Here is a 15,833-nt window from a genome sequence, read left to right as displayed (position 1 = left end):
CCACGATACAAGCCGTCACCTTCGACAAAACCTATGTAGTTCAAGCCACGAGCCTGTTGCAGCAGGCTCGCTGCCAGCTTGACCTGCTGATTGCCCTTGATGTCTTCGGTACCGATGTTCAGCAAGGCCACCCGTGGCCGGACGATGCCCAGGCTTTCCGCCGCAACCGAACCCATGATGGCGAACTGCAACAGATGCTCGGCACTGCAATCGACATTGGCCCCCAGATCCAGCAACTGGCAATAGCCGCGCTGAGTGGGAATGGCAGCCACCATTGCCGGACGATCGATGCCGGGCAGGGTCTTGAGTACGTAGCGCGACAGCGCCATCAGCGCCCCGGTATTACCAGCACTGACACAGGCCTGGACCTTTTCATCCCGCAACAACTCAAGAGCCACCCGCATCGACGAATCAGGCTTGCCACGCAAGGCCTGGGCGGGCTTCTCGTCCATGGTGATCACTTCACTTGCCGGAGTAATCGTCAGGCGCGCGCGATCCACAGCCGAATGACCGGAGAGCAGTTCTTCAAGAAGGGAGGGTTGACCGACCAGGGTCAGGTGCAGCGAGGGGGTGGCAGACAGGCAAGCAATACTGGCCTGAACAATGCTGCGGGGACCGAAGTCCCCGCCCATTGCGTCAATCGCGATGACTTGAGCGGACAAGGATTACTCGTCAGCGCCCTTGTCGATCACTTTACGACCACGGTATACGCCTTCTGGCGATACGTGGTGACGCAGGTGAACTTCACCGGTGGTCTTTTCTACGGACAGGGTGCTAGCCTCGAGAGCATCGTGGGAACGACGCATGTCACGGGCAGAGCGGGATTTTTTGTTCTGCTGAACAGCCATAATTGATTAACTCCTAAACGTTTGGGTCACGCTTTAACTGCGCCAATACACTGAACGGGTTGGACCGCGTTACCTCGTCCTCGCTCGGTTCGGGCTCATCGAGCCCCGCCGGCTGCTGGCATTCTTCCGGATGATGAGCAGGCACGATGGGCAAGGCAAGCAAAAGCTCTTCCTCGACCAACGCCTGCAGATCCAAAGGATCTTCGCCCAGTTCCAGCACGTCATAACCTTTCGGCAACGACTGGGTATTCGCACCCTCCTTCACCACGGCGTAACTGCACTCGCTGTGGATCGGCAGGGTGACCAGCTCAAGACAACGCTGGCAAACCATTTTGACTTCGACGTCGATGGAGCTGTGGATAACTACAGCTTTACGCTCGTCACGCTCGAAAACGAATTTAGCCTGCACCGTACCGACATTGTCGGAAAGCGGGTCGCAGAGTCTCTCCAAATCGGCCAGCAGCAGTTCACCTTGAAGGGTGGTGCCACGGTCAGCCAATTTGCGCGGGTCAACGTGAGGTGGAATCGGGTCATTCAACATAGGCGCAGCATTATAGGGATGCCCCCGGCCATGTCAAAGGAAATTCAGCCCTGTCCGTCACTTGCGAGCCCCGCTAGAATTCCCGCCCCACCCCAGGAGATGCGCATGCTGCCTTTATTACTTGCTTCGAGCTCGGTGTACCGCCGGGAATTGCTGTCTCGCCTGCAACTCCCCTTCACCTGCAGCTCTCCTGATATTGACGAAAGCCACCGCCCCGGCGAGCCCGCCATAGAGCTGGTGAAACGCCTGGCGGAGGAAAAGGCCCGCGCCCTTGCAACCACTCACCCGGCACACCTGATCATCGGCTCGGACCAGGTAGCGGTACTGGGGGAGCGCATCATCGGCAAGCCTCACACCTTCGACAAGGCCCGCCAGCAGTTGCTGGACGCCAGTGGCGCGAGCGTGACCTTCCTGACCGGCCTGGCCCTGCTCAACAGCCAGACCGACCAATGCCAGGTGGACTGCATTCCCTTTACGGTCAACATGCGCACCCTCGACAGCGCCCGGATCGAACGCTACCTGAATACAGAGCAGCCTTTCGACTGCGCCGGGAGCTTCAAGGCCGAAGGCCTGGGGGTCAGCCTGTTCCAGAGCACCGCCGGCAGCGACGCCACCAGCCTCATAGGCCTGCCACTGATCCGCCTGGTGGACATGCTACTGACCGAAGGCGTAGAAGTACCCTGAGCAGACGCTAAAAAGCCGGCACTACGGCCGGCTTCTTACTCACCCTCGAAGTCAACGCAAGGTTGGCCCCTGAAAGCCCATCCACATGGCGATCTGCTCAGCCACACTGGCACCAAGCTTCTTCGAGAAACGATCGAAAGGCGATTCCTGAACAGTAAAATCAACCACTTCCTTCTCGCCGATCACATCCCGCGCCACCGAACTGGTGTTGCCCAGGCCGTCGATCAAGCCCAACTGCAATGCCTGCTCACCAGACCAGACCAACCCGGAGAACAGCTCAGGATGCTCCTTGTCCTTGAGACGCTCGCCACGCCCCTGCTTGACGCTGGCGATGAACTGACGATGGGTTGTATCCAGCACACCCTGCCAGAATTGGGTCTCTTCAGGCTTTTGCGGCTGGAACGGATCAAGAAACGACTTGTGCTCGCCAGAGGTGTAGGTACGGCGCTCAACCCCCAGCTTCTCCATGGTGCCGACAAAACCGTAACCGGCAGCCGTCACCCCAATGGAGCCCACCAGACTCGCCTTGTCGGCATAGATCTGGTCAGCAGCACTGGCAATGTAATAAGCACCAGAGGCACCAAGGTCGGAAATCACCGCATAAACCTTGGTGTCCTTGTGCAGAGCCCGCAAACGGCGAATTTCGTCATACACATAGCCGGACTGCACCGGACTGCCGCCAGGACTGTTAATGCGCAAAACAATGCCCTTGACCTTGGGATCATCAAAAGCCGTGCGCAAGCTACCGACAATATTGTCCGCACTTGCAGACTCCTTGTCGGCAATCACCCCCGCAACATCGATCACAGCGGTGTAGCTACCGCCCCGAGTGGCGTTCTTTTCCATGGTCATCAACGGAGTAAACAGCGCCAGCGCGACCAACAGGTACACAAAGGTCAGCAACTTGAAGAAAATCCCCCAGCGCCGCGAACGACGCTGCTCCTGAACACTGGCCAGGAGGGTCTTTTCCAACAACTTCCAACTTTTATCGTCACCACCTTCAGCGCCGGCCTTGCTTGGCGCCTTCCATTCATCAGTCATGCTTGCTACCCCAGCGAAAACTTAATCGGCACCCTGGCCGAGCCAGGCGTGCAACTCAGGAAAACGGTCGATGGACAGGCGCGGTTCAAATGCCTGCAAGGCCTCAATGGACTGAGCTCCGTAGCTCACCGCCACCGAATCCATGCCCGCATTACGCGCCATCAACAGATCGAAGGAGGAATCCCCGACCATCAATGCTTGCCGAGACCCGACACCGCAATGAGCAAGAATTTCCTCCAGCATCAAGGGATGAGGCTTGCTGGCGGTCTCATCGGCAGCCCGAGTGATGTCGAAATACTCTTCCCAGCCATGAGCTCGTAACACCCGATCCAAGCCCCGCCGCGCCTTGCCGGTAGCAACCGCCAACCGATAACCCTCAGCCCGAAAGGCCTCGAGAGACGCCACCACTCCAGCAAATAACGGCGAAGGCTCAGCCTCAAGCGCTATGTAGTGATCTGCATAATGCTGACGAAAGGCTACCAACTGGCCGTCGTCGATATCCGGATACAAAGTACGAATCGCCTCCGGCAAACCAAGCCCGATGATGCCCTTGACGGCAAAATCATCACGCCGAGGAAAACCGGATCGGTCGGCAGATACGTGCATCGACTCAACAATCCGACCAATGGAGTCAGCCAGAGTGCCGTCCCAATCGAAGATCAGCAGTTTGTAATCAGGGTGCACTCAAGCGCTCCACGGTTTTGGCCCACATCTCGTCCACCGGGGCCTGCAACTTCAGCTCACCGCCATCCGGCAGCGGCACCGTCAACATATAGGCATGGAGAAACAGGCGCTTGCCGCCCAACTCGCGAATCTCACGAGTGAAATCATCATCGCCGTACTTGCTGTCGCCGGCGATGCAGTGCCCGGCGTGCAGGGTATGCACGCGAATCTGATGCGTACGCCCGGTGACCGGCTTGGCCTCAACCATGGTGGCGAACTCACCGAAGCGGCGCAGCACCTTGAACACCGTCAAGGCCTCCTTGCCCTCTTCGTTCACTTCCACCATGCGCTCGCCTGAGCGCAGATTGCTCTTGAGCAACGGCGCCCGCACCTGCTTCAGCGCGGTAGCCCAGTGACCACGAACCAGCGCCATATAGCGCTTATCCACACCATCACCCCGCAAGGCGGCATGCAGGTGGCGCAACATGCTGCGCTTCTTCGCGATCATCAACAGGCCAGAGGTATCGCGGTCGAGGCGATGCACCAGCTCCAGCTCCTTGGCATCCGGGCGCAACTGACGAAAGGCTTCGATCACCCCGAAATTCAGGCCGCTACCGCCATGCACAGCAATGCCTGCGGGCTTGTTGATCACAATCAGGGCCTTGTCTTCGAAGACGATCGAGGCCTCAAGACGCTGCAGCAAACCTTGCGCCAGCGGCACCGGCTCGTCGCGCTCAGGCACGCGCACCGGCGGCACGCGCACCACATCGCCCGCCTGCAGCTTGTATTCGGGCTTGATCCGCCCCTTGTTCACTCGCACTTCGCCTTTGCGCAAAATGCGATAAATCAAGGTCTTGGGCACGCCTTTGAGCCGAGCAAGAAGGAAGTTATCAATTCGTTGGCCGGCATATTCCGGCGAGACCTCAAGCAATTGAACGCCTGGAGTCGAGGGGGCAGTAGTCGTCATGGCGCGAATGATAACAATTTTTTATGGATTTGAAGCACTTAATGATTGCTGCTATAGTCGCGAACGCCGCCAAAAGCGGCTGGACAGCGGAACAGCGGCAACTAGCCGGCCCTGACCAACGCAATTCATAAGGACGCAAGGCCGTCCTACGCAGCTCTCGCTACATACCGGAAGAGTTTGACGTTGTAACAAGCGCAGGTGACCTGAGGCCTGAAACCCGTAGAAAGCAGAGTTATCACTCGCCTTTTACGCAGCGATTAACGGCCAGTTCACAAAGTGCAGTCGGCGACAGACAACCCCGAGCGAAGGTTACGGAAACAACGCCTTTAGCCATGATGCGTGACCTCCCCTTTCGGAGTTCACGGTAAATGCCAACCCGCTGCGGATTCTGCGCGCGGCAGCACCCGAATTATCAGGGATACGTGTAGGGTGGAGATGCACAACCGTCGGACTGTGTAGCATTAGGCTTTATTCAAGACGCTTCATCTCGTCCACAGTCGCCGGTTGATTCCTCCTCCTGACAGACTTTTGCTTAAGCGGTGCCTTAGTCACCACAGCAAGCAGGACGCGTGAGTCGCGACTTCGTTCTTAGTTATTCGGACGAACCTCGCTAGACACTCGAGTGGTCAACCACTCCTGACGCACCTGACACCGACCGTGAGAAGTCGTGTGTGCCGAACGCCGTTTCCGGCAGCCCGGAAACCGACGGTACTACATGAAAAGAATGCTGATTAACGCAACTCAACCCGAAGAGTTGCGTGTTGCCCTGGTAGACGGCCAGCGCCTCTACGACCTGGACATCGAGTCCGGTGCACGCGAGCAGAAAAAGGCCAACATCTATAAAGGCCGCATCACTCGTATCGAACCAAGCCTTGAGGCTGCCTTTGTCGATTTCGGCTCTGAGCGCCACGGCTTCCTGCCCCTCAAAGAAATCTCCCGCGAATACTTCAAGAAAGCCCCTGAAGGCCGCGTCAACATCAAGGACGTCCTGAGCGAAGGCCAGGAAGTCATCGTCCAGGTCGAAAAAGAAGAGCGTGGCAACAAGGGCGCAGCCCTGACCACCTTCATCAGCTTGGCCGGTCGCTACCTGGTGCTGATGCCGAACAACCCGCGTGCCGGCGGCATCTCCCGTCGCATCGAAGGCGAAGAGCGCAACGAACTGCGTGAAGCGCTGAACGGCCTGGTAGCTCCTGCCGACATGGGTCTGATCGTGCGCACTGCCGGCCTGGGCCGCAGCAGCGAAGAGATGCAGTGGGACCTCGACTACCTGCTGCAACTCTGGACCGCCATCAAGGAAGCGTCCCTGGATCGTTCCGCGCCATTCCTGATCTACCAGGAAAGCAACGTGATCATCCGCGCGATCCGCGACTACCTGCGCCAGGACATCGGCGAAGTGCTGATCGATAGCGTTGAAGCCCAGGACGAAGCCCTGACCTTCATCCGCCAGGTGATGCCGCAGTACGCCAGCAAGATCAAGCTGTACGAAGACAGCGTTCCGCTGTTCAACCGTTTCCAGATCGAAAGCCAGATCGAGACCGCCTTCCAGCGCGTCGTTGAACTGCCTTCCGGCGGCTCCATCGTCATCGACCCAACCGAAGCCCTGGTGTCCATCGACATCAACTCGGCCCGCGCCACCAAAGGCAGCGACATCGAAGAAACCGCCCTGCAGACCAACCTGGAAGCAGCGGAAGAAATCGCTCGCCAGTTGCGCCTGCGTGACATCGGCGGCCTGATCGTCATCGACTTCATCGACATGACCCCGGCCAAGAACCAGCGCGCTGTGGAAGAGAAAGTCCGCGAATGCCTGGAAGCCGACCGCGCCCGCGTGCAGATCGGTCGCATCTCGCGCTTCGGCCTGCTGGAAATGTCCCGTCAGCGCCTGCGCCCATCCCTGGGTGAAAGCAGCGGCATCGTCTGCCCACGCTGCAACGGCACCGGCATCATCCGTGACGTCGAATCGCTGTCCCTGGCGATCCTGCGCCTGATCGAAGAAGAAGCCCTGAAAGACCGCACCGCCGAAGTTCGCGCCCAAGTGCCGATTCCGGTCGCCGCCTTCCTGCTCAACGAAAAACGCAACTCGATCACCAAGATCGAACTGCGCACCCGTGCCCGCATCGTCATTCTGCCGAACGATCACCTCGAAACGCCGCACTTCGAAGTTCAGCGCCTGCGCGATGACAGCCCGGAAGCCAACACCAACCAATCCAGCTACGAAATCGCCGCTGCCGCCGCCGAAGCCGAAGAAGTTCAGCCGACCGCCGCCACCCGCACCCTGGTTCGCCAGGAAGCCGCGGTGAAGACCGCTCCGGCCCGCGCCAACGCACCAGTGCCAACCGAAGCCTCTGCCCCGGTTGCCGCTCCAGCCCCGGCTGTTGCCGAGCCAAGCCTGTTCAAAGGCCTGGTGAAGTCCCTGGTCAGCCTGTTCGCCACCAAGGAAGAGCCAGCGGCTCCGACAGTGGTCGAGAAGCCGGTGACCGAGCGCCCTGCGCGCAACAACGAAGAACAGCGTCGCAATGGCCGCCAGCAGAGCCGCAACCGCAACGGTCGCCGCGATGAAGAGCGCAAGCCGCGCGAAGAACGTGCTCCGCGTGAAGAACGCGCACCACGGGAAGAGCGTCAGCCGCGAGAAGTTCGCGAAGCCCGTGAAGAAGTACAAGGCGTAGCCCGCGAAGAACGCGCTCCACGAGCACCTCGTGAAGAACGTCAACCACGCGCCCCTCGCGAGGACCGCAAGCCACGTGGCGAGCGTGAGGAACGTGTTCGCGAACTGCGTGAACCTCTGGATGCCGCTCCGGCTGCAGCCGCCGCTACCGCCGCTGTTGTGACCGAAGAGCGTCCAGCTCGCCAGCCACGTGAAGAGCGCCAGCCGCGTCAACCGCGTGAAGAGCGTCAACCACGCGCCGAGCAGGCTCAGGCCGCTGCCGCCAGCGAAGAAGAAGTGCTGCCGAACGAAGAGCAACTGCAGGAAGAAGGCCAGGACAACGCCGAAGGCGAACGTCCACGTCGTCGCTCCCGCGGCCAGCGTCGTCGCAGCAACCGTCGTGAACGTCAGCGCGACGCCAACGGCAATGTGATCGAAGGCTCGGAAGAAAACAGCGAAGAGCCGAGCAGCGCCGATCTGGCTGCCGGCCTCGCGGTTACCGCCGCCGTTGCCAGCACCGCCATCAGCGCCAACGCTAAAGCCGAAGCTCATCAGCAAGCCGAACGCGCTACGGCCGCGGTTGAAGAAAAGACTCCGGAAGCACCTTCGGTTGAAGCCACCACTGCAGTGGAAGCTCCAGCAGTTCCAGCGGTTGAAGTTGCTCCAGTAGCCGAAGTGGCCCCGGTTGTTGCAGAACCAGCCCAGGTTGAAGTTGCTGCCGAACCGGCCGTGGTGGTGGAAGCACAGCCAGTGGTTGCCGAGCAGCCTGTTGCAGAACCTGTAGCCCAAGCGCCAGCGGCTGAAGAGAAAGCCATCGAGCCGGTTCAGGAAGCTCCAGCGCCTGCAACCGAGCCTGTAGCTGTCGAGCAGCCAGTGGTTGCTCAACAGCCAGCCCAGGCTGAAGAGCCTGCTCCGGTTGCCACCCCCGTGGTTGCCGAAGCACCCGCTCCAGTGATCGAGGCCGCTCCTGCCAGCGCCCTGACCAGCAACGGTCGCGCACCAAACGATCCGCGTGAAGTGCGTCGTCGCAAGCGTGAAGCCGAGCGCCTGCAGAAGGAAGCCGAACTGGCTGCCGCCGCCGCCCCGGTTGAAGCCGTGGTCGCTGCCGAGCCCGCTCCGGTCGAAACGCCAGTGGTCGTCGAGGCCGCTCCAGCGCCTGTCGAAGCAGCCGAAGCAGCACCTGCGCCTGTCGCCGAACCTGCGGTCGAGCACACTGCCCCAGCCGTGGAAGAGGCTCAGCACAACGTCGAACACGCCGTTGAGCACGTAGCCCACGTCGAGGAAAAACAGCACGAGCCTAAACCTCTCGTCTGATTCCATCGGCAATGAAAAAGCCCCGCCCGGTTAACCGAGCGGGGCTTTTTCATGCCTGCCATTCAGCGATCCCGATAGACCAGCGCCTCGGGTCGATCCACATCCCATAACACTCCCGGGTCGGTCACTGACACTTCGACCACCTTGCCCGGAGCGAACAGGCACCTGGCACCGCGATCGCCGGACAAGCCTTGCAATGCGGCGCCATAAGCCCGACCAAACCCCACCGGATGCCCCAGATCGTCACCCAGCCGAGGCACGCTGATGCCCTCCTCGGTCAACCCCTCGATCACCCGCGTTACGGTGGAAGGCAAGATAAAGGGCATATCTCCCAGCAAAATCACCCAACCAGCGGCATCGGCACTGGCAGCCACTGCCGCCGCCAGACTCTGGCCCATGCCAAGGGAGTCCAGCAACAGCACCTGGCAGCCATAAGCCCGCGCCAGCGCCACCACCTGCGGCCGTCCCGGTGTCGTGACCAGCACCCGCCGCAGCATTTCCACCGGCAGGTTGACCAACACCTGCTCCAGCACCGGCCGCATTACGCCATCGCACCCCCTGCAAGGTGCCAGCAACTTATCCTGATCGCCCCCTGCCGCCTGTCGATAACGACTGCCCTGCCCCGCAGCCAGGATGACGGCGCAAGGCAGAGGAGTCATGTGGTCGCCTCGGTTGCTCGGGCCAACGGCTTCTTCTGCAGGGGCTCAACCCCATTCTTGATCGCCACGATCTCGGCCATCAGCGACAAGGCAATCTCCGACGGCGTATGACTGCCAATGTGCAGCCCCACCGGGCCATGCAAACGCTCGATGGCCGGCGCCGACAGCCCCAAGAGCGCCAGATTGTCCCGACGTTTCTGGCTGTTGACCCGGGAACCCAGGGCTCCGACATAAAACGCCGGGGAATCGAGCGCCGTCAGCAGGGCCATGTCATCCAGACGCGGATCGTGGGTCAGGGCCACCACCGCCGTGCGCTCATCGGGCTCGATACTCAGCACCGCATCGTCAGGCATGCCAGCGACAAAGCGTCCATCCTGATCCTCCCACCCCTGCACGAACTCCTGGCGCGGATCACAGACCAGCACCTCGAAGTCCAGCAGACGGGCCATTTGTGCCACATAGCGGGAAAGCTGCCCGGCACCGATCAGCAACAGACGCCAGCGCGGCCCATAGATCGCCCGCAAAGTGAGCCCGTCGAACGCCAGTTCATCCGTCTTGCTCGCGGCTTTGAGCAGCACCTGTCCACTGCTCAGGTTCAACTCCCGAGCCACGATCTGGTGCGCCTCGCAGCGCTCCAGCAACTCGGCGACCCAGGACGGATCGCCGACCCGCTCCTCGGTCAGGCGCAAGGTACCACCACAAGGCAGGCCAAAGCGCGCCGCCTCCTCCAGGGTTACGCCATAGGTCAGCAACTGCACCGGCGGGCCGGACAGGGACAAGCGTCCATCCGCCAGGCGCGTGACCAAGTCATCCTCGATACAACCGCCGGACACCGAGCCAATCACCACCCCATCGTCGCGCAAGGCCAGCATGGCCCCCGGCAGCCGGGGCGCACTGCCCCAGGTCTGGACCACGCTATAGAGCACCACCGCGCGCCCGGCGCGACGCCACTCCAGGACACTGCGCAGGACGTTCAGGTCGACGCTGTCCATCAGGCACCCGCCTGCTGCCAACCCTGCAGCTGGTAGCGCACGGGCAGATTGCGGATGCGCTTGCCGGTGGCGGCGAAGATGGCGTTGCACAGGGCCGGCGCAATGGGCGGTACACCCGGCTCACCAACGCCTCCCAGCGGCACCTCGCCCGGCGGAGTCAGTAAATGCACCTGCACCTCTTTCGGCGCCAGGGACATGCGTGCCACCTCATACATATGGAAATTGTCCTGCTGCACCTTGCCGTCCTTGAAGCTGATCTCCCCCAGCACCGCATTGCCCAGGCCCATGACACAAGCCCCCTCGAACTGCGAACGAATGCGTTCAGGGTTGATCTGCGGACCGCAATCCACGGCGATATCGGCCTTGTGCACAATCAGCGTACCGTCCTCCTTCACCTCCACTTCGATCACCGCTGCCACATAGGTTACGAAGCTGTAGTGCACCGCCAACCCCAGACCACGCCCCTTGGGCAGCGAGCGCCCCCAACCGGCGGCCTTGGCCGCGGTTTCCAGCACCGCGCGCATGCGCCCGGTATCGATCGGGTAACGCTCCGGGGACTCGCCGTAATTCCATTCTTCGCTCAGGGTTCGCGGATCGATCTGACGGTCCGGTCCCAACAGCTTGAGCTGGTACTTCAGTGGGTCCTGGCCCGCCTTGTGGGCCAGTTCGTCGACAAAACTCTGAATGGCAAAGCCGTGGGGGATGTTCGACACCGAACGGTACCAGCCGACCCGGGTATGGGCTGCGGCCTCGGGGTTCTCCAGACGCACATTGGGGATTGCATAGGCCATGTTGGTGAAGCCCATGCCCAGCTCGAAGGCGCCTTCATGGTTCATCCCCGGAGCGAACAACGCGGTGATGCTCGGCGCCACGGTGCGATGCAGCCAGGCGGCGGGCATGCCGTCCTCGTTCAGCCCTGCCTTGAGGTACTCCGCCGACACCGTATGGAAGTAGGAGTGGTGGATATCGTCTTCCCGGGTCCATTGCACCCGCACCGCCTTGCCGGGAAACGCCTTGGCCAGGATGGCCGCTTCAAGAATGAAGTCCGGCTTGGATTTGCGTCCGAAGCCGCCGCCCAGCAGGGTGACGTTGACCGTGACCTGATCAAAACCGATTCCCAATCGCTCGGCAATCCGCTCGCGGGTCACCTGAGGCGCCTGACTCGGTGCCCAGGCTTCGCATCGGCCATCCATGAAGCGCGCCACAGCCACCATCGGTTCCATGGGTGCCTGGGCCAGGTGCGGCAGGTAATAAGTGGCTTCCAGGCTGCTCTGCGCACCATTCAGCGCTTCATCGAGGTTGCCGGTGCTGCGCACCACCTTGCCCGGCTTTTGCGCCGCCGCCTCCAACTCCTTGCGATATTCGATGGAGTTGTACCCGGCATTGACTCCGTCGTCCCACTCGATCTTCAAGGCATCGCGGCCCTTGATCGCCGCCCAGGTGTTGCTCGCCACTACCGCCACACCACCCAGGGGCTGGAACTCGGAAGGCAACGGACGGCCATCGATAGGCATGACCTTGATCACCCCAGGCACCTTCAGCGCTGCACTGTCATCCATGGACTTGACCTTGCCGCCATAGACTGGGGGTCGCGCCACTGCCGCGAACAGCATGCCCTCAAAGTGCACATCGGCGCCGTAAACCGCGCGGCCATTGACGATGTCCTCACCGTCGATGGCCCGGGTCGCCTCCTTACCGATATAGCGAAACTCCGACGCCTGTTTCAGCCGCAGGCTGTCCCGGGCCGGCACAGCCAAGGCCCCCGCCGCTGCGGCCAGAGCGCCATAGCCCAGCTCGCGCCCGCTGGGTTGGTGAACCACTTTGTGCAACTGCGCCCGGCACTCGCTCAGCGGTACATGCCACTGCTCGGCGGCGGCCTGTTCCAACATGGTTCGCGCAGCGGCGCCGCAACGACGCATGGGCTCGTACCAATGGCGCATGCTGCGCGAACCGTCGGTGTCCTGGTTGCCAAAGCGCGCCTCGTCCCCGGGCGCCTGCTTGACCTTGACCTGAGCCCAATCGGCCTCCAGCTCGTCAGCCACCACCATGCTCAGGCTGGTGCGCACACCCTGGCCCATCTCCGAACGGTTGCAGATCACCGTCACGCTGCCATCGCTGGCGATGCTCACATAGACCTTGGGATCGTCGACCCAGCCATGGGGCATGCCTTCGGCACCGAACTTCTGGTCTTCGGCAAACGCCTCCTGCCAGCCCCAACTGGCAGCCAGCACCAGGGCCCCGGTGGCGCTCACACCCTTGAGAAAGCTCCGGCGGCTGAGGTTACTCAGGGCAAAATCACTGGGTAGGTGGTTCATGCCTTGGCCTCCTGCAGATGGTTGGCGGCCTGGCGAATTGCGGTCTTGATCCGGTTATAGGTACCGCAGCGACAGATATTGCCGAGCATCGCCTCCTCGATCTGCTCGTCGCTGGGATTGGGATGGGTCTTGAGCAATGCAGTGGCAGACATGATCTGTCCGCCCTGGCAGTAACCGCACTGGGCCACCGCTGTATCCAGCCAGGCCTGCTGCACCACCTGCCCGACCGGATCGTTGTGCAGGTTATCGATGGTGCTGATGTTCTTGCCCAGCACCGAGCCGGCCGGGGTGATGCAACTGCGCGCCGGATCACCGTCGATATGAACGGTGCAGGCGCCGCACAGGCCCATGCCGCAGCCGAATTTGGTGCCGCTGTAACCCGCCACATCGCGGATAGCCCACAACAGCGGCATGTCCTCGGTGACGTCCAGTGGATGATCTTGACCGTTGAGCTTCAGGGTAATCATGGGCACGCCCGCATTCTATGAGGTGATGGGGTCGAGCCATCTGCCACGCAGCAGCGCGGCTGCGGTGCGCGCAGATCGGCTCAGGCTAATCGGGCTCTCTTGTGAAGACGGGGCTTCACCGGGCCTTTGGGGACGACAAATACTCACATTGTTAGCAAGCTAAGTTAAGTCGTCATGCATAAAAAAGCCTTGCAGGGTGTAAACCGTGCAAGGCTTTGGACTCAAGCGCTGAGCTTAGTTCAAGAGCTGCCTCAATACAGATTCGGCTCCATCTCCAGCTCGACACCAAAGCGCTCGGCAATATCGCGCTGGATGCGCCGGGCCAACTCCAACAGCTGCAAGCCTGTGGCCGTACCGTAGTTCACCAGCACCAGGGATTGCAGGCGATGAACGCCGGCATCGGCATCGCGAAAGCCTTTCCAGCCCGCCTGCTCGATCAGCCAGCCGGCCGCCAGCTTCACTTGCCCATCGGCCTGTGGATAACCCACCAGCCCCGGATGCGACTGCTTGATCTGCGCCGCCAACACCGCCGATACCACCGGGTTCTTGAAGAAGCTGCCGGCATTGCCAAGCACCGCCGGATCCGGAAGTTTCTCGCTGCGGATACTGCAAATCGCCCGGCTGACATCCCTGGCGGTCGGCTGTTCGATGCCCTGCTCACTCAGGCGCTGACGCACCGGACCGTATTCCAGGTGCAGGTGATCGACACGATTCAGGGCAAAACGCACCCGCAGAATCAGCCAGCGACCGGCCTGATGCTTGAACAGGCTGTCGCGGTAGGCGAACTGGCACTGGGCCAGATCGAAGTCCCGCAGCTCGCCGGTCTGCCGGTCCAGGGCGGTGAGACCGACGAACACGTCCTTGATCTCGACACCATAGGCACCGATGTTCTGCATCGGCGCGGCGCCGACGGTACCGGGGATCAGGCTGAGGTTCTCCAGCCCGGACAAGCCCTGCTCCAGAGTCCACTGCACAAAGGGATGCCAGGTTTCGCCGGCCTCGGCTTCCACCACCACCCGCTGCCCATCATCGCTGAGCAAGCGAATGCCACGGGTGGCCATGCGCAGCACCAGTGCCCGGATGTCCGCTGTCAGCAGCAGGTTGCTGCCGCCGCCAATCACCAGCAGTGGTAACTGCTGGTCGGCGCAATAGGCCAGGGCCTCGCGCACGTCGTCATCACTGTGGGCCTGGGCGAACCACTGCGCCCGGACCTCGACCCCGAAACTGTTGAACGGCTTGAGGGACACATCGGATTGAATGTCCAGGCTCATAACCGCCCCTTCAGTTCGATCACCAACCGGTCACAGGCATCCTCGATCAGGTCCAGTACCTGCTCGAAGCCCTGCTCACCGTCGTAATACGGGTCCGGCACTTCATCCAGCGGCGCCTCGTAGCGGCGCAGGAACAGGTCCAGCTCGGCTTTGCCCCGGGCCGGCTGCAAGGCCTTGAGGTTGCGCAGGTTGCTCTGGTCCATGGCGAAAATCAGGTCATACACGGCGAAATCGGCGCTGCCGACCTGCTGCGCCCGCTGCGCAGAAAGGTCGTAGCCGCGCCGCAAGGCCGCCTGCTGGCTGCGCTTGTCCGGCGCCTTGCCGACGTGCCAGTCGCTGGTGCCGGCGGACGCGACCTGAACCTGATGACCCAGGCCGGCTTCATCCAACTTGCGGCGCAGCACGCCCTCGGCGGTGGGTGAGCGGCAGATGTTGCCCAGGCAGACGAACAGAACCCGCATCACGCCTCCAGCAGGCGCCGAACGCGCTCAAGGTCTTCGGCGGTATCGACGCCGGTGGGAGGTGCTTCCAGGGCATCGGCGACGTGGATGCGCACGCCATGCCACAGGGCACGCAACTGCTCCAGGGACTCGGTGTTTTCCAGCCAGCACGGACCCCAGCTGACGAAGTCATGGAGAAAACCCGCACGGTAGGCGTAGATACCGATGTGCCGGCGATAAGGCACGCCTTCCGGCAGTTGATCATGACTCTTGGCAAAGGCATCCCGGGCCCAGGGCAAGGTGGCGCGACTGAAGGTCAGGGCCAGGCCGTTGAGGTCAGTGACCACCTTGACCACGTTCGGATTGAACAGGGTCTGTGCGTCCTCGATCGGCTCGGCCAGGGTCGCCATGCGCGCTTCGGTATGGGCCGCCAGGTTGGCCGCCACCTGATCGATCACCGAAGGCGGAATCAGCGGCTCATCTCCCTGGACGTTGACCACAATGGCATCCGCCGCCAGTCCGAGCTTGCCCGCGACTTCCGCCAAACGATCGGTACCCGAGTTGTGGTCTTCCCGAGTCAGCAGCGCTTGCGCGCCAAAGCCCTGGCAGGCCTCGACGATACGCTGATCATCGGTGGCCACCACCACTCGCTCGGCGCTGCTCTTGCAGGCTTGCTCCCAGACCCACTGGATCATCGGCTTGCCGGCGATCAGTTGCAGGGGCTTGCCTGGCAGGCGGGTGGAGGCGAAACGCGCCGGGATGACCACGGTGAAGGCGCTGCTCATTTGTCCAGACGCTCTTCAGTGGTCAGGGTACGGGCCTCGCTTTCCAGCATCACCGGGATGCCGTCGCGAATCGGGTAAGCCAGGCCGGCGCCCTTGCTGATCAACTCGGTCTTGTCGGCGCTGAGTTTGAGAGGGCCTTTGCAGATCGGGCAGGCCAGGATGTCGAGCAGTTTGGTGTCCATGAGGATTCCCTGGATAAAAGCTA

16 protein-coding genes are annotated in these 15,833 nt (G+C 61.7%); 2 read left to right on the top strand and 14 right to left on the bottom strand.

The annotated features are described in order from the left end of the window. The 3 genes from BLX41_RS16360 to BLX41_RS16350 all read right to left on the bottom strand — a co-directional run. A partial coding sequence (locus tag BLX41_RS16360; protein WP_259744955.1) for a phosphate acyltransferase occupies positions 1-662 on the bottom strand: 662 nt, incomplete at its 3' end. Between the two features lie 3 nt (positions 663-665). Continuing rightward, on the bottom strand, positions 666-848 hold the full coding sequence (gene rpmF, locus BLX41_RS16355) for a 50S ribosomal protein L32 (RefSeq protein ID WP_003179396.1): 183 nt from the start codon (positions 846-848) through the stop codon (positions 666-668). Between the two features lie 13 nt (positions 849-861). After that, positions 862-1,389 carry a YceD family protein gene (locus tag BLX41_RS16350; RefSeq protein ID WP_011060115.1) on the bottom strand — a complete coding sequence of 176 codons (528 nt, stop codon included), beginning with the start codon at positions 1,387-1,389 and terminating at the stop codon, positions 862-864. Between the two features lie 105 nt (positions 1,390-1,494). Here BLX41_RS16350 and BLX41_RS16345 point away from each other — a divergent pair, with 105 nt between their 5' ends. After that, a complete protein-coding gene (locus BLX41_RS16345; RefSeq protein ID WP_123725741.1) occupies positions 1,495-2,073 on the top strand; it encodes a Maf family protein in 579 nt (192 codons plus the stop codon). Positions 2,074-2,124: 51 nt separating this feature from the next. Here the strand turns inward: BLX41_RS16345 and sppA are convergent, their stop codons facing one another. The 3 genes from sppA to rluC are packed head-to-tail and all read right to left on the bottom strand — an operon-like array spanning position 2,125 to position 4,744. Next, a complete protein-coding gene (gene sppA, locus BLX41_RS16340; protein WP_123725740.1) occupies positions 2,125-3,114 on the bottom strand; it encodes a signal peptide peptidase SppA in 990 nt (329 codons plus the stop codon). 21 nt (positions 3,115-3,135) lie between these two features. Beyond that, a complete protein-coding gene (locus BLX41_RS16335) occupies positions 3,136-3,798 on the bottom strand; it encodes an HAD-IA family hydrolase (protein WP_123725739.1) in 663 nt (220 codons plus the stop codon). Then, positions 3,788-4,744: a 23S rRNA pseudouridine(955/2504/2580) synthase RluC gene (rluC, locus tag BLX41_RS16330; protein ID WP_016965316.1), complete on the bottom strand. Its 957-nt coding sequence runs from the start codon at positions 4,742-4,744 to the stop codon at positions 3,788-3,790. The genes BLX41_RS16335 and rluC overlap by 11 nt, the downstream gene beginning before the upstream one ends. Before the next feature lie 715 nt (positions 4,745-5,459). Between rluC and rne the strand changes: the two genes are divergently transcribed. Further along, positions 5,460-8,699 (top strand): ribonuclease E, encoded by a 3,240-nt coding sequence (rne, locus tag BLX41_RS16325; protein ID WP_123725738.1) that lies wholly within the window; start codon positions 5,460-5,462, stop codon positions 8,697-8,699. Between the two features lie 62 nt (positions 8,700-8,761). On the opposite strand, the gene BLX41_RS16320 is transcribed toward rne, so the two are convergent. The 8 genes from BLX41_RS16320 to BLX41_RS16285 form a co-directional block, all read right to left on the bottom strand. Continuing rightward, complete coding sequence (locus BLX41_RS16320) at positions 8,762-9,358, bottom strand: nucleotidyltransferase family protein (protein WP_123725737.1); 597 nt, start codon at positions 9,356-9,358, stop codon at positions 8,762-8,764. After that, positions 9,355-10,350 carry an XdhC family protein gene (locus BLX41_RS16315; protein ID WP_123725736.1) on the bottom strand — a complete coding sequence of 332 codons (996 nt, stop codon included), beginning with the start codon at positions 10,348-10,350 and terminating at the stop codon, positions 9,355-9,357. Before BLX41_RS16315 ends, BLX41_RS16320 begins: the two co-directional genes overlap by 4 nt. After that, complete coding sequence (locus BLX41_RS16310) at positions 10,350-12,665, bottom strand: xanthine dehydrogenase family protein molybdopterin-binding subunit (RefSeq protein WP_123725735.1); 2,316 nt, start codon at positions 12,663-12,665, stop codon at positions 10,350-10,352. The genes BLX41_RS16315 and BLX41_RS16310 overlap by 1 nt, the downstream gene beginning before the upstream one ends. After that, the gene (locus tag BLX41_RS16305; RefSeq protein ID WP_102878924.1) at positions 12,662-13,132 is read right to left on the bottom strand and encodes a (2Fe-2S)-binding protein; all 471 of its coding nucleotides are present in this window, start codon (positions 13,130-13,132) and stop codon (positions 12,662-12,664) included. The genes BLX41_RS16310 and BLX41_RS16305 overlap by 4 nt, the downstream gene beginning before the upstream one ends. 251 nt (positions 13,133-13,383) lie before the next feature. Then, positions 13,384-14,403 (bottom strand): UDP-N-acetylmuramate dehydrogenase, encoded by a 1,020-nt coding sequence (gene murB, locus BLX41_RS16300; RefSeq protein WP_123725734.1) that lies wholly within the window; start codon positions 14,401-14,403, stop codon positions 13,384-13,386. Continuing rightward, on the bottom strand, positions 14,400-14,864 hold the full coding sequence (locus tag BLX41_RS16295; RefSeq protein WP_123725733.1) for a low molecular weight protein-tyrosine-phosphatase: 465 nt from the start codon (positions 14,862-14,864) through the stop codon (positions 14,400-14,402). The genes murB and BLX41_RS16295 overlap by 4 nt, the downstream gene beginning before the upstream one ends. Further along, complete coding sequence (gene kdsB, locus BLX41_RS16290) at positions 14,864-15,628, bottom strand: 3-deoxy-manno-octulosonate cytidylyltransferase (protein WP_110595197.1); 765 nt, start codon at positions 15,626-15,628, stop codon at positions 14,864-14,866. Before kdsB ends, BLX41_RS16295 begins: the two co-directional genes overlap by 1 nt. Then, on the bottom strand, positions 15,625-15,810 hold the full coding sequence (locus BLX41_RS16285; RefSeq protein WP_011060103.1) for a Trm112 family protein: 186 nt from the start codon (positions 15,808-15,810) through the stop codon (positions 15,625-15,627). The genes kdsB and BLX41_RS16285 overlap by 4 nt, the downstream gene beginning before the upstream one ends. Positions 15,811-15,833 lie beyond the last annotated feature (23 nt).

The organism is Pseudomonas protegens, from assembly GCF_003732485.1.
Classification (GTDB): Bacteria; Pseudomonadota; Gammaproteobacteria; order Pseudomonadales; family Pseudomonadaceae; genus Aquipseudomonas; species Aquipseudomonas protegens_B.
The sequence above is the reverse complement of the archived record's forward strand: the minus strand, read 5'-3'. Positions and strand labels throughout refer to the sequence as shown.